The sequence below is a fragment of the Pseudomonas sp. FG86 genome (genome assembly GCF_057808775.1).
In genome coordinates this window covers 13,469-27,397 of the sequence record NZ_JBMDIS010000085.1, presented here as the reverse complement: position 1 = coordinate 27,397, position 13,929 = coordinate 13,469, and the positions used below count along the sequence as shown (strand labels likewise).

Genomic DNA, 13,929 nt, shown 5'->3' with positions numbered 1-13,929 from the left:
AGGGCCGAGGTCAGGAAAAATGGACATCCGAAGAAGGTTAAGTAAGTGCCATTCAGGCCACACATTTATTTGCGACTGCCAGCTCATCCTCATCAAACGAACGTCTTATTTCGCGCATTTTCTCCCGAGCTTCAACGAACTCTGTATTACTTCTAATGTTGTACGCGGCCTCTACTATTCGGCTAGGATCACCAGTTTCTTTTGCCAGCCATGCCGAAAAAACCGGAAGAGATGTTGCTGTTGCTGTTGTCTTACCACCAGAGTGAATATCTATCAAGTCATTGCTAAGCGAAGTAGAGAAGTGCTCAACTATATGTTTCGCATAATCGAACCCGTACTGGCAGCTCTCGCTTAAATAAACTTGTTGATACGCCTGCCTTATTGGGTAAAGAAAAGTATCCGCTTGAAAATGTTTAGCTGCAAGGGAATAAAATACTGAGCGATTAGCCAACCAAGTTAGCGAGGCCACGAAGGCCTTGATTGCATCTGATGCTTCACCTGCAGACGTACCATCCCCCCACTTAGCACCAGGAACCTTGTAGCCTTTTCTTATAGGATTACCAAATCGATCTAGTAGCTCCACACTTCCCTGAGTTCTATTCCCAGATTCAGCAGCGTCCCCAAGCTCGGAAAAAATGGCAGCCGCAATATTTCCATATTTTTCGAACTCCTTACCGTCGCTCGAAAGATTTTTTAGCGTCAGATGGTAAACACTTGAGCTAATATCCCACGTGCATACGATATGCGTCTGAAGAAGCTCAATCAGCTTTCTGAAATCGTCATTAACAAACTCTCCCCCGCGTAGCTTAGGTTGCAATTCATCAGATATTTTCCTGGCCTCACTTTCGATTGCATCCAGGCCAAAATCTTTTTTACCAAGGAAAGATATGTTACTGAAGTGAGAGATTCTACTGTCTCTATGCTCCGGAATGTAATCATCAACTGCAACAATCCTGTCATAAAACAAAATTGACTGTATATAATTTTCGAAGGCGACAATATCCGTATCAATCGAATCCTTTGATTTGGTAAGAATATGACCTTCGATCCTCTGGACTGCAGTCAAAGTGGCGTTATCAATCAATGCGTATGTCAATTCAATCCCTCAAATCGATATATCTAAGAATTTTATGCGTGTTTATTATGATTCTGAAATAGGCAATCGCTTTCTATTAGCTCAATGAACCTAATGCGCATAGTATTTGATATGGCTGAGAAAAAACAGTGGTAAGCGATTGAGTGTGATGGTTATCCAACGCTGATGCCAGCAGGATGCTCATCCCCTGGGGCGACTCTTCAACCTGTAAGCACTTCTAGTCCGAGCATTCGTTACTGGCCGGTTTCTGCCCCATCTGACCGACCATCTATAATGGGTCGGTTTCAGCCGATCGTGGCAGGCAGAAATCGGTCAAAAATAGCCCTTCCATGAGTTTACGGTATATGTGTCGCATCACCGGTTGCGTTCGTGGCATTCGCAGCGCTTGTAGCAGATTCCTTTTGAATCTTTAGCCTGCCCGCCAGAAGTATAATTAGAACATTTAAATTAGAGGTCTTGGATAACCTCATTAGGAGATAATACTCTGGTATTCACACCGAGAAACTCATAGGCTGCCACGCATTTTTTTCGAGACTTCTCATCTTCTATAACGTACAAGTTAAAGTATGAAGCATACACTGCATGGGATATATCATGCATTTCCGATCTGTATTTCTTAACGGGGTCAGGATAATATCTTTCCCTAATCAGACACTTTATAACTGACTCTATCATTGCTTGAGTCGCATCGTGATTACCTTTCAGTAAATTGATACAGCCCTCAGGATCTGCAATATCAACAAATGGTGACTGTTTTGAAATACCCGTCACAGCTTGAGCATATTGACGCCCTGTATGAAATATAGAGTGGTATTCTGAAAGTATCTGCTGTTTTACGGAGTCCGTCTGCAAAATATCTTGTGGGTTGCGGAGATTTACTGTGCCTGGAACCCGACCATTCGCGTCTCGGTTGGCACTACTCGAAAATAACTGCTGCCCACTCTCAGCTAGATCATTGAGAGGTTTATAACCATAAGTAACTCGCGCATAACATTTTTTAGGATTCTCTATACATATAAATGCGCCAAAATCGCCCTCAGAGTGTATCTTACGCAACCCTCTGCGAGAATTTGGAAGTATCTCGATATTTTTGGTGAGGAGTGAGAGCTTCTTCATCTCCTCTATGATTGTTTTTTCAGGAAGCCCACTTCTTTGTACTGGAACTGCCAACTCTTCAATATGAGCCGGACTATATACAGGCTGTAAATTAGCGTCCAGGATTTTATTTATTGCGTTGGTGGCGATAGGTGCGCCTTTCAACCACTCAACTATTACTCCATGGTCGCAATATATAAAATTCATAGCTTTCCTTTCTGAATAGTTTTATCAAGATGAGTTGGTGAAAGTACGATTTGATAAACTCCGCTAGCCGAGAGCTGCCGTTCGCGAAGGACCACTTTCGGCCAAAAGCGGTCACTCCTACTGATCACATGCAATCGCTGGATAATTGGAAGTGTCATCGCCAAAACTTCCACCAAGGACGAACTCGTTCCTCATCCATCGTTGTGCTTGTCTGCCTGTAAACAGCAGTTGCGATCGCATGAGTCTGCGCCGCCATCTCATCCAACCAATCTTGAGGCCCGATCCAGTGATCGTGAACTACCTCCAGAAACTCTCGATCCAAAGGCAGCTCGGAGGCATCGCCAACGACCGTACTGAAAGCCTCGCATTTTGGACACCATGCCGTGGTCTCAGTAAACCGTGTCACATCAGAAGCAGGAAATACCGCATAGCAACCAAAGCAAGCGCAATGGTTGCTGGCGAGGATTTCTGCCTGATTGCGGTTCGCATGATCATGCGCGCTGTAAGTGTCGGGCATTCATACCTCCATCGCAGTGCGCCAAGCGGCGATCACAAGGCAGTCAGGCGATTAAGCTGCTCTGCCGAAGGAAATCCTAGTGTCCGATAGCGAGGTGGATAGCCAGTTTCTGTAGTCAGCAGATCGCCAAGCTCGGATTCAAACTCGCTCCATAGAACGGTTTTGACTGTAGGTTCCCCACCCTCAACGGGTTCAACCAACACGATGCGATCACTCTTGGGCAATAGGGTCGGCACACCTTTTGTCCAAGCGCTCATCGATACGGTTTTGCCGTTCTGTTCAGACAGCTCGTAGAGAAGGTACGAGGCAACAAACACATCGACGCTCGTTTCCAGATTGACCTTATCGAGCAACTCTTTCTGATTACTGTAGCTACCCTGGAGCAGCAAATGTTCCAGCGTGGCCAGACGGTTATTGACCCCTTCATCATCAGGGTGAAATGGGACGATATCGCGCCCGTCATAGGTATAAATGTCGGTGGAGACTGCCCTGCCCCTCTCAAGCGCTTTGAAGCTAAGCTCGACCATCTGACGGATGCCTTGCTCGTCCTTGTCGCCCGTGACCATCAAGACGTCACGGCTGGGGATCATGAACACCGGTCGACCTTTAACGGGTGCGCGCTGTAGAACATCTGGCAACAAGACTCTGCTGCTGTCGTATCCGTCCGCCCACTGCGCGGCGTAGAGCCCAGGGATGATCTCACCGAAGGCCTCGTGCGTAGCATCGCGCAAGTTCTCAATGGAGATCGCCACTGCCTCATCCATTGTGACACCCCACTGCGCTTCAGGGCCTCTCGTAAGGGTGGCGGTGGACTCGGGAGAGTCGACGGCAAGCATAATCACACAGTCGCGGCCCAAGGACTGATAAACGACATCGTGCGGCTTGTCGCCACCATTTCTGGCGTGCTCCAGTCGAACTTCCTCAAGCATGGCAAGATTTCGAATCACCGGACGTAATTGTGCTTTCACGTTTTCAAAGACCGTCCCGGTTCTCTGGCCAGACTCCAACAGAGTCGATACGTACCCATTCAGAATTGCAGCCTTCTGGGTCTTGTCTCCATTTTGATAGTCGCGAAAGGCGTTATGAAGATTGAAGTACGAGCCATTGTTATGACGGATGCGAAACTCGCTAGCCTGAAAGTCCATGGCCTCGCTGTAGCCAGCCTTGCGGGCTGACTCGATAAATTTTTTGGCAAATCCTTCCTGAGTCAGAGGACGACTGAAGATTTTGTCGAGCAGGGATTGGAGCATGCACAGGATCCTTCGTGTCAGCAGGTATTTGTAAACAGGGTGGGTTGGACGCGGCTAAACGTGTCCACAGCTTGAACGGCTGCTCTCTATATCGACAGGTATAAGATGAAAAATAGGGTCGCACACCTGGAGCTAGGCTCATGAACCCTACAACCCCGGACGGGCGTTATTTTGTTGTAAATGGCCGGCTGTGGCGCTGCTCAAACCCCGCTGGCAAAATCGACCAATCAGACGTTCATGTCGATGAATCCGCCAGCCCCTCTCATGCTCGGCCAGCCGGCATGGATATCCCGCAAGTGGGGCAGTCAACGCCATCGCTCGCCATTTGCATAACCTCCTCGCCGCACGTTGGGCAAACCTCCCCCGCCATCTCGCATGGAGATCCGAGAATGAACTCGTCCCCCATAACCGGGAGCCATTTCTCACAGCAACGCGGCTCGCGATGAAACGGCAACAGCCCCTAGGGCAGCGCATGCTCACAATTAGCGCGCCCTAGCTCATCCCCATACAAAATACCTGTACAGAAATTACGCCACGCATTTTTACAGCGCTCGCAGGATTCTATCGGCCCAAAGATGGCCTTGGGCTGTATCGCCGCCAAACAGTCATCAGCCCGATAGCCAGGCCTCTATTTCCCGCGCCTGCCAGAAATCGGAGGTTACTGACCGTTCATCGGGATTGAGTGATGCCATGACGACATCACACCAATATAGTTGTACAAGACTTGTACAAATACTAAAATCTGTACAAGTTTCGACTAGCCAGGAAATAACACCGCGACTGGTTGCCGTCGGACAAAAGAATACCTGCGCAGGATGCGGACCAAGGGCGAATACATACGCTTGCAGGTGTCCCTAAACCGCTCCTCCCACTACGCAGGTACATCATGCCATCGCACACTCCCCGGCTCTCTACACGGACCAGTCTCTATGCCGGCTATGCCAGCCTGCTCGCGTTTATGCTGCTGATCGCCGCTATCTCGCTGTACGCCCTGGCTAACAGCAATAAGGACTTTTTTCTCTACGTTAATGGCATTGATGCGCGCGCCCGCCTCGCCAACACACTGAACGACGCCGCCGCCCAGCGCGCGATTGCCCTGCGTAACATCGCCTTGAACAGCAATGTCACCGCGAGAGGACAGCAGCGAGGCGCAATTGCCATCAACGAACAAATGGTGGCCGGCAGCCTCGCCGCGCTACGCCAGGCAATTGATAGCCATGATGATGTGTCGCCCAAGGCACGTGAACTGTTCTCAACCATCGAGCAGGTCGAGAGCCGCTACAAACCGGTAGCACACACCATTGCCGAACATCTGTTCAAGGGTGAAAACGACGAGGCCCTGCGCATGGTCAGCGAGCAGTGCACACCCTTACTGGCCGAGCTGACCCAGGCAATTGGCGAATTCCTGCGCTACACCAACCAGAAGGCAGACCTGCAGGTCAGCGAAAATGACGCAAACTATCTGTCACAACGCAACCTGCTGCTCGCCATTACTGCGCTGGCCGTCTTACTAGCAGCGGTACTGGGCTACGTCATCAGCCGCAACCTGCTGCGCGCGCTGGGTGCCGAACCGAGTGAACTCAACCAGCTCGCCCAACGAGTTGCCCAGGGCGATTTGCGCGCTAGCGAGCGCACGATTGAGCCACCACAAGCCAGCATCATGGCCGCCCTGCTGAGCATGCAGGAGAACCTGCGGGACATGACCAAGGGCATAAACCTGTCCTCACAGAGCGTGGCCGAATCCAGCCAGGAACTTAGCCAATCGAGCCTGAGAAACGCCGAGAGCGTGGCCATGGCACAGTGCGAGGTCGAGCAGATCGTCACCGCCGTTCACCAAATGGCCGCCACCGTGCAGGATGTCGCGCGCAATGCCGAATCCGCCGCCAGTGCCGCCAGCGATGCAGATAGCGCGGCCCTGTACAGCCAGCAGAAGGCCAAAGATGCCGTCAACATGATCGGCGAGCTGGCCGAGACAATCGAACAGTCCAACATTGCCATGAGCCGGCTGAAGAATGAAACCGGCAATATCGGCGGCGTGCTTGAGGTGATCAAGTCGGTGGCCGACCAGACCAACCTGCTGGCCCTCAACGCAGCCATCGAAGCTGCACGTGCTGGCGAGGCTGGACGCGGCTTCGCGGTGGTAGCCGACGAGGTCCGCAGCCTGGCACAGCGTACCCAGAAGGCCACCTCAGAGATTGAGGGGCTGATCGCCAGTCTGCAGAAAATTGCCGACGAGACCTCGCAGCATATGCAACGCTGCAAGCGCTCCAGTGCGCAGTCGGTGTCCGGCGTTTCCGAGGCCGGTGACGCGGTAAGCACGATCGTAACCATGATCGAGCGGATCAACGGCATGAACCACCAAATCGCCGCGGCCGCCGAGCAGCAGAGTACCGTTGCCGAGCAGATCAGCCGGGGCATCGTGACCGTCAGCGAAAGCGCCGAGCAATCCGCTGCCGCCTTCCGCAGCGCTCAGCAGGAAAGCGAAGGATTGGCACGCACCAGCGTGACATTGCGAGAGAACATCTCGCGCTTTCAGCTCTAGGGTCTGTTGCCATTTCATCGCGAGCCGCGTTGCTGCGAGAAATGGCCCCTGGTTAGTCGCAGGACGCAGGTATCGTCGTGCCATCGACCAGGCGAACCGGTCTTCCCATCCACAGTTGCGTATCAGCGCAGTGCGAGTTGATCAGATGGCTGCTGCGTCGAACCATTCACCGCAGACCGATAGCGTAGTTTGTTCTACCTGGGCATCAGACAATGCTTCAAAAAGGGCACGCTGCTCTCGAACGGGATTCAAGACGACTTGAAGAAAAACCGGCCGCTCCGTTCCAAACATGCTTTCTTCTCGAGGTGTTTGCTAACGTCAAATGTTGTTGAAGTCTTCCACCCCAGTATTGCCCAAGCTTTTTACAGAGCTTGAAGGGGGGCTGACCGATGATCCATACCGCAAAAAAAGCCAGGCGTGCTGGCCGTACACACATTGTCCAACCGCCCCCAATCCCCTTATCCTCGCCCCTCCCCGTCCGCTCAAACCCGGAGCCGCCATGGACCTCGCCACCCTCGCCCTCTTCCTCCCCGCCTGCTTCGCCCTGAACATGGCGCCTGGCCCGAATAACCTGTTGTCCGTAAGCAACTCCACGCGCTACGGCTACCGCACATCCTGCCTGGCAGGCATTGGCCGCTTGCTCGCCTTCGCCGGTATGATCGCCCTTGCCTCAGCCGGCCTCGCGGTAGTGTTGCAAACCTCTGAGTTGTTGTTCTACGGGATCAAGATTCTGGGCGCGGCGTATCTGTTTTATCTGGCGTTTCAACTGTGGGGTGCGAATCCACAGGCGCACGCGGAGTCAGCAACCCCCAAGGTCAGCCTGTGGGCACTGGCGCGTCAGGAGTTCCTGGTGGCGGCAGGCAACCCCAAAGCCATCCTGATCTTCACCGCCTTCCTCCCCCAGTTCGTGGTACCGGGCCAGCCGATCACGCCGCAGTTCGCTGTGCTGGGCGCGCTGTTCCTGGCGCTGGAATGGATCGCGATCAGCGTCTATGCCTATATGGGCCTGCATATGCGCCGCTGGTTTGCCGAGCCGCGGGGCAAGCGTGTCTTCAATCGCTGCTGCGCAGGGTTGTTGTCGGCAGCGGCAACGGTGTTGTTGATGGCGCGACGGGCTTGATGGAGGATTCGAGATCAATGAGATGGGCAGAAATGCGCTGGCCAGTCTTTACCGCGATTACATCCAATAGGAATACGGCGACGGCAAGATCGCCCACGTCTGGTCGGTGATTGATAAGGCCGCGATCGAACGCCAGCTGTAAGGGCTGTCCCAGACCGACAAGCGCGACTGCCGCGCCTCAGCCCATTGTCTAGACTCCACACACCCATCCACCGTGGAGCCCTGAGATGACGCATAAAAACACCCTCTGCCTCTGGTACAACGGCACCGCCGAGGAGGCTGCGAATTTCTATGCCAAGACCTTCCCGGACAGCCGGGTCAATGCCGTCCACCGCGCGCCTGGCGATTACCCTGCGGGTAAACAGGGCGACGTCCTGACCGTCGATTTCACCGTCATGGGCATCCCGTGTATCGGCCTGAACGGCGGCCCGGCGTTCCCGCACACCGAGGCATTTTCGTTTCAGGTGGCCACCGATGACCAGGCCGAAACCGATCGCCTGTGGCAGGCCATTATCGACAACGGCGGCCAGCCGAGTGCCTGCGGGTGGTGCAAGGACAAGTGGGGGTTGTCGTGGCAGATCACCCCGCGCGTGCTGTCGGCCGCCGTGACCCATTCGGACCCGGCAACGGCCAAGCGCGCCTTTGAGGCGATGATGAGCATGACCAAGATCGACATCGCCACGATTGAGGCCGCGATCGCCAATCGCTGAACACACCCGGCAGCGCCTTGGGGCACTCTACGGCCCAAAGGCCGCTGCACAGGCGTTGTACAGAGCGCGCCACGCTGACTAAACTTTGCCCCCGCCACACCCTGCACGCTAAAGATTCGGCGCCACTTGCCGTCATCCTTACATCCCTGAATGGACTCAAAGAGGCTCCTGTGCGCTTTTTCTCTACCCTTTTGTTAGTGGGCGGCCTTGCCACCCTGTCCGGCTGCGCCACCCAGGCCAGCAAAGTCGACCAGATGCTCGCCGACACCCTCGCCCAGCCGCTGGTGGAAAACAGCATCGTGCGCGAAGGCGATCTGCTCAGTTTCGAGCTGCTGATGCCGCTGTCGACGCCGGGTGCGCGCCGCACCATGCAGTTCGAGGCCGCGTGTTCTTCGCCGCAACTGTCCTTGCTGTACCTCGACGGTTCGCAGCGGGTCTACCCACTCAAGGCCGGGCGCTACACCGAGGCCCGCAAATTGTCAGCCGACCTGCACGCGAAGCTGGCCGCCAACCCGACCTTCGTGCGCGCGTGCGCCCAGACCCCCAAGCCAGACTGGCGCCTGGTCAAGACGGATGAGCGTGGCAATTGGGTACTGATTGACGCCGCGAGCATCAAGACCGTGGAGGGCGAAGTCCGCTTCTGGGCGGCGTTCGATAACCCAACGGTGCTCAACGACCTGCCCTACGACGCGCCTTACGCGCAAAAGCGCGAGCACTTTGCCGTGTCCTGCGCTAACGGCACCTACAAGGAGCTGGCCGGCTATGACCTGGATGCACGCAATCGGGTCAGTGACGGCCGGGTCGACAGCTTCCCGACGCCACGCAACATTGTCGGCAGCGATACCGACTATGAATTGCTGTTCAACAGCGTCTGCGCCACCCCCGAGAAGATCGCCGCGCTGCCACTGTTCAAGCCGCGCCTGAAGGCCCCGGCGACCATCGCCTTGGGCTCGGTACAGCCACCGGTGCTGGCGGCACTGGCGCAATTTGACCAGGACAAACCGACCCGCAGCCTCAAGTACGTGCACTTCACGGGCACCTCGACCATGAAAGGCAAGACCAGTAACTCGACCAGTGAGCAGTTCATCAGCCGCGACGCCGCCAGCGGCCAGCTGTCGATCGCCCTGCGTGGCGAAGGCTACGAATCCCAATCGGTAAGCTGGCGAAACCTGATCGACCTGGTGTCCAAGAGCACCTTCGGCGGCAGCATGGCCGAAAGCACGACGACGACCCAGCTGAGTTTCACCGGTAACTGGAAAGCCCTGCCGGTGGGCGACACCTTGGTCTACCAAAGCACCCGTTCGACCCTCAACAGTGTGATTGGCAACTACGACAAACAGACCATCACGCGCTGCGTGGTCGAGCGCCAATTGCCGGCCAGTGAACTCAACCCCAACCTGCTGGGCAGCGCCAAGGCCCTGTCGTGCCGCAACGACAACGACAAATACAACCGGGTTAACCACCTGTTCTACCTGACGGACTATGCGTACTTCCTGGAGTCGAGCACGGACAAGAATGAGTTTTTCTACTCCGATACACGCATCGATAAATTCGAGTAACCGTCCACAAGGTGAAAAACACCTTCAATCAGGTTGACACATTTGCTCACACACCCTGAAGATGGAGGCCTTCTTCAGGGTGTGTCCGCTCATGTGCGCAACGTCGCTGGTTAACTTTTCCGTCATTGGCTTGATTGCCAAGGCGCAAGGTTGCGCTGCACACGCCCTCAAATCGAAGAAACAGTCGCTCATGTGACCGGGGCGCGCTGTCCCGTCAGATGAGCTGACAGGACATTGAGCGCGACGGACACCCTCCCCTTGCACAATTCCCTCTGCCCTTCTGACGGTGACTTAATCGGTCAACCATCAGGAGAAAGAGCATGTCAGCGTTTCAAGGTATCTGGGTTCCCGTGGTCACGCCGTTTCATGACGGCGCCCTCGACTTTATCGGCCTGCGCCGTTTGGTTGAGCATTTGCTGGAAAAGCACGTGGCCGGGATCATGGTCTGCACCACCACCGGTGAAGCCGCGTCGCTGAGCCGCCAGGAACAACTGGCCGTGCTCGATGCCGTGTTGCAGTGGGTGCCGGCGCACCGTGTGGTGATGGGCCTGGCGGGCAATAACCAGATTGAATTGCTGCAGTTCCAGGACCAAGTCCTCAAGCGCCCCGTGGCCGGTTTACTGGTGCCGGCGCCCAGCTATATCCGCCCTTCCCAGGCCGGCCTCGAAGCGTTTTTTCGTACGGTGGCCGATGCGTCCAGTGTGCCGATCATTCTCTATGACATCCCCTATCGCACCGGCGTGACCTTCGAGCAGGCCACCCTGCTGAACATCGTCGCCCATGAGCGCATCAAGGCGGTCAAGGACTGTGGCGGCAACCTCGGCAATACCCTGGCACTGCTGGCCAGCGGCGAAGTGGATGTGCTGTGTGGCGAGGATATCCAGCTCTTCAACGCGCTGTGCCTGGGTGCCAGCGGTGCCATCGCGGCGTCGGCTCACGTGCATACCGAACAGTTTGTGGCGCTGTGGCAGCAGGTGCGGGATAACCAGTTGGCCGAAGCGCGGCAGACGTTTTTCCAGCTGCTGCCGCTGATCCAGACGTTGTTCATGGAGCCCAACCCGGCACCGGTGAAAGCGGCGTTGGCATTGCAGGGCTTGATCGGCAGCGAGTTGCGCGCACCGATGCAGCGGGCCAGTGCAGCGCTGATTGCACGGGTGCAGCCGCTCTCCGCCCCGGCACAATAATGCCTGTGTAGGAGCGAGCAAGCTCGCGCCTACGGGCTTGCTCAAGGCGTGCGCGGCTTGGCCATCTGCAACCGATGCAAGGTGATCTCGCGCACTGCCTGCTTGCTCAGTTCGATATGCCGCTTGAGCAAGTGCTGCGCCTGATCGACACGCCGTTGCAGGATCGCGGTGAGTATTTGCCCATGCTCCTCGTACGTCGCCGCAATGCGTGAAGCCTGGGTAAAGTCGAGGCGCCGGATGATGCGGATCTTTTCCGTAAGGGCGTAGTGCATGTGTGCCATCTCACGGTTGCCGGTGGCTTGCACCAGGGCGCAGTGAAAGTGTTCATCCAGCGCCGACACCGCCTGGCTGTCCTGCAGGCGCTCACATTCCTCCACCAGCCAGGTCGCCTGCAGCCCTTGCAAGATCGGGTTCGGTTGCTCCATCGCGCATAAACGGCTGACAGCGGCCAGTTCCAGCACGATCCGCACGTCATACAGCTCTTCGAAATAGGTGAAGTCGAACGGTTTCACCTGCCAGCCGCTGCGGAAGTACACCGCCAGGTAGCCTTCCCGTTCCAGCCGGTACAGCGCCTGGCGCACGGGTGTACGGCTGACACTCATGCGCTCGGCCACTTCGCCCTCGCTGAAACGGTCGCCAGGCAACAGGCGAAAGTCGAAGATATCCGCCTTGAGTTGCGCATAGATCTGCTCGGCCAGGCTGTCCGGGCGCTCGCGCGGTTTTTTCAGCGTTGAAAGCGGCATGCTTACCCCTTGCTGGTGACATAGGCGCGCCAGCCGCCAAACTCAGTGACATCCAGCGCATCCGCCAGGGCCCAGGGTTCGCAGATAAAGCCTTTGACACTGCGTCCATCCGCCAGCATCAGGGTGCCGATCCCCAGCGGTGCGGGAATTTCGGCGACGAACTCGCCAAAACGGGCGATAGGCATGTCCCACAGCTCGACGATGATCGATCGGCCACCTTCCGCCCTGGCCAGCCCCGGCTTGGGCGGCACGGTGCCGGGCAGCGCATACAAACGATAAGTGCTGGCCGTGAGGGTCTGCTCCACCAGCACGGCGTTGCGTGTGGTCAGTTGGAAGTTCAACGGCATGCCGCTCAGGTGGGCGCCCACCACCGCCACGCGCACGGTACCGGGTGCCTGTTGGGCAGCAGCGGGTGCCGGCAGTTGGCGTTCGGTTGCGCCGAGCGGCAACTCAAGGCTGGCCTGCCAGCGCTGGCCCAGGTGCGCCAGGGCGCTGTCATGCCAGGCCGGTGCGAGCAGGGTAATGCCGCACGGTAGACCGTCCGCTCGCAGGCCCGCCGGCAGCGCCAGCGCAGACAGGTCCGCCAGGTTGGTGAAGTTGGTGTAGTAGCCGAATTGCGCGTTGTAGCGCACCGGCTCCAGCAGCATGTCGGCGCGCGTGCGAATCGTCGGCGAGGTCGGCACCAGCAAGGCGTCGAACCCCGCCAAGGTGTCGTTGATGCGGCGACTGAGTTCGGCCCGCAGGTATTCGGCCTTGTAGGCATCGCAGGCGCTGTACTGGAGGCCATTTTCGACAATGCCGCGTACCACCGGGTTGATGGCCTGCGGCTGGTGTTCGAGCATGCCTTCCAGGGCCACCGTGCGTTCTGCGACCCAGGGACCCGAATACAACTGGTCGGCCAGGGCCTTGAACGCACTGAAATCCACCTCGCTGATCACCGCGCCCAACGCCTTGAAGTGCTCGACTGCCTGCTCGAACACCGCCTGGTTCTGCGTATCGCCGAAGAACTCCAGGCTCGCCGGTATTGCCAGCTTGATCGAGGCACCCACGCTCACCGGCGCCGTGTAGGGGTTGCTACGCGAGTATGCGTCGCTGGCGTCATAGCCCTGTGCGACCTGCGCCACCGCGGCGGCATCCTCCACGGTCAGGGCGAACACCGAGATGCAATCCAACGTGCGACAGGCCGACACCAGGCCGGTATTCGAAAACCGGCCCTTGGTCGGTTTCAATCCGACAATATTGTTGAACCCTGCCGGTACTCGGCCCGAGCCTGCGGTGTCGGTGCCCAGCGCAAACGCCACCAGCCCACGGGCAACCACCGAGGCCGAGCCGGAGCTGGAACCGCCGCTGACGTAATCGGCATTGAAACTGTTACCCACCGCACCATACGGCGAGCGTGTGCCCACCAGGCCAGTGGCGAATTGATCCAGGTTGGTCTTGCCCATCAGGATCGCACCTGCCGCTCGCAGTTTGGCGACTACGGTCGCGTCCGACGTTGGGCTGTAGGCGAATTCCGGGCAGGCTGCCGTGGTGTCCCAGCCCGCCGCGTCAATGTTGTCCTTGATGGCAAATGGCACGCCGTACAGCGGCAACTTGTCGATATCGCCGCCCACCGCGTCCAGCCTGTCGTTCAATTGCGCCAGTTGCATGGCCAATTGCTCAGGTTGTGCGCGGGCAATCCAGGCGGTGTCATCCGCGCTGTATTGCGCCGCCAGGCTCAACAACCGGTCGGGGGTCATCGCCCCGCTGCGATAGGCCGCGTGCCATTCGCCAAGGGTCCAGCCGATAACGCTCTGCATAGGGATTTCCATCTTGTATCCAAGTTGACCTGTCTTAAAGCAAACCCCAGGCCAAAGGCCGAAACGCCGTGATGAGCGGGCTCGCGTGCCCATCCAGGTGCTCGGGC

General features: G+C 56.9%; 11 protein-coding genes. 5 read left to right on the top strand and 6 right to left on the bottom strand.

Annotated elements, in window-relative coordinates; genetic code table 11:
* Window positions 1-52 precede the first annotated feature (52 nt).
* The 4 genes from ACODSV_RS30315 to ACODSV_RS30300 form a co-directional block, all read right to left on the bottom strand.
* Window positions 53-1,084, bottom strand: a complete 1,032-nt coding sequence (locus ACODSV_RS30315) for a hypothetical protein (RefSeq protein ID WP_489047261.1) — start codon at window positions 1,082-1,084, stop codon at window positions 53-55.
* Between the two features lie 459 nt (window positions 1,085-1,543).
* The gene (locus tag ACODSV_RS30310; protein ID WP_150055465.1) at window positions 1,544-2,398 is read right to left on the bottom strand and encodes a hypothetical protein; all 855 of its coding nucleotides are present in this window, start codon (window positions 2,396-2,398) and stop codon (window positions 1,544-1,546) included.
* A 154-nt stretch (window positions 2,399-2,552) separates the two neighbouring features.
* Complete coding sequence (locus tag ACODSV_RS30305; protein ID WP_150055466.1) at window positions 2,553-2,915, bottom strand: hypothetical protein; 363 nt, start codon at window positions 2,913-2,915, stop codon at window positions 2,553-2,555.
* Between the two features lie 32 nt (window positions 2,916-2,947).
* Complete coding sequence (locus tag ACODSV_RS30300) at window positions 2,948-4,165, bottom strand: DUF1444 family protein (RefSeq protein WP_150055467.1); 1,218 nt, start codon at window positions 4,163-4,165, stop codon at window positions 2,948-2,950.
* Window positions 4,166-5,051: 886 nt separating this feature from the next.
* Here ACODSV_RS30300 and ACODSV_RS30295 point away from each other — a divergent pair.
* From ACODSV_RS30295 to dapA, 5 genes are all read left to right on the top strand, one after another.
* Window positions 5,052-6,707 carry a methyl-accepting chemotaxis protein gene (locus tag ACODSV_RS30295; protein WP_454843716.1) on the top strand — a complete coding sequence of 552 codons (1,656 nt, stop codon included), beginning with the start codon at window positions 5,052-5,054 and terminating at the stop codon, window positions 6,705-6,707.
* A 499-nt stretch (window positions 6,708-7,206) separates the two neighbouring features.
* Complete coding sequence (locus ACODSV_RS30290) at window positions 7,207-7,827, top strand: LysE family translocator (protein WP_024075776.1); 621 nt, start codon at window positions 7,207-7,209, stop codon at window positions 7,825-7,827.
* 227 nt (window positions 7,828-8,054) lie between these two features.
* Entirely contained in the window at window positions 8,055-8,537 is a 483-nt protein-coding gene (locus ACODSV_RS30285; protein WP_102623472.1) for a VOC family protein, read from the top strand.
* 170 nt (window positions 8,538-8,707) lie between these two features.
* A complete protein-coding gene (locus tag ACODSV_RS30280; protein WP_024075779.1) occupies window positions 8,708-10,096 on the top strand; it encodes a hypothetical protein in 1,389 nt (462 codons plus the stop codon).
* Between the two features lie 320 nt (window positions 10,097-10,416).
* A complete protein-coding gene (dapA, locus tag ACODSV_RS30275; RefSeq protein ID WP_150055734.1) occupies window positions 10,417-11,280 on the top strand; it encodes a 4-hydroxy-tetrahydrodipicolinate synthase in 864 nt (287 codons plus the stop codon).
* A gap of 41 nt (window positions 11,281-11,321) precedes the next feature.
* Here dapA and ACODSV_RS30270 read toward each other — a convergent pair whose 3' ends face one another.
* Window positions 11,322-12,023 (bottom strand): GntR family transcriptional regulator, encoded by a 702-nt coding sequence (locus tag ACODSV_RS30270; protein WP_024075781.1) that lies wholly within the window; start codon window positions 12,021-12,023, stop codon window positions 11,322-11,324.
* Between the two features lie 2 nt (window positions 12,024-12,025).
* Window positions 12,026-13,822, bottom strand: a complete 1,797-nt coding sequence (gene atzF / locus ACODSV_RS30265) for an allophanate hydrolase (RefSeq protein ID WP_150055733.1) — start codon at window positions 13,820-13,822, stop codon at window positions 12,026-12,028.
* Between the last annotated feature and the right edge of the window lie 107 nt (window positions 13,823-13,929).

Bases quoted from the DNA above. Each gene is read 5' to 3' on its own strand.
- ACODSV_RS30295 (WP_454843716.1), top strand. From the start codon at position 5,052: ATGCCATCGCACACTCCCCGGCTCTCTACACGGACCAGTCTCTATGCC.
- dapA (WP_150055734.1), top strand. From the start codon at position 10,417: ATGTCAGCGTTTCAAGGTATCTGGGTTCCCGTGGTCACGCCGTTTCAT.
- ACODSV_RS30290 (WP_024075776.1), top strand. From the start codon at position 7,207: ATGGACCTCGCCACCCTCGCCCTCTTCCTCCCCGCCTGCTTCGCCCTG.
- ACODSV_RS30305 (WP_150055466.1), bottom strand. From the start codon at position 2,915: ATGCCCGACACTTACAGCGCGCATGATCATGCGAACCGCAATCAGGCA.
- ACODSV_RS30300 (WP_150055467.1), bottom strand. From the start codon at position 4,165: ATGCTCCAATCCCTGCTCGACAAAATCTTCAGTCGTCCTCTGACTCAG.
- ACODSV_RS30310 (WP_150055465.1), bottom strand. From the start codon at position 2,398: ATGAATTTTATATATTGCGACCATGGAGTAATAGTTGAGTGGTTGAAA.
- ACODSV_RS30270 (WP_024075781.1), bottom strand. From the start codon at position 12,023: ATGCCGCTTTCAACGCTGAAAAAACCGCGCGAGCGCCCGGACAGCCTG.
- ACODSV_RS30285 (WP_102623472.1), top strand. From the start codon at position 8,055: ATGACGCATAAAAACACCCTCTGCCTCTGGTACAACGGCACCGCCGAG.
- atzF (WP_150055733.1), bottom strand. From the start codon at position 13,822: ATGCAGAGCGTTATCGGCTGGACCCTTGGCGAATGGCACGCGGCCTAT.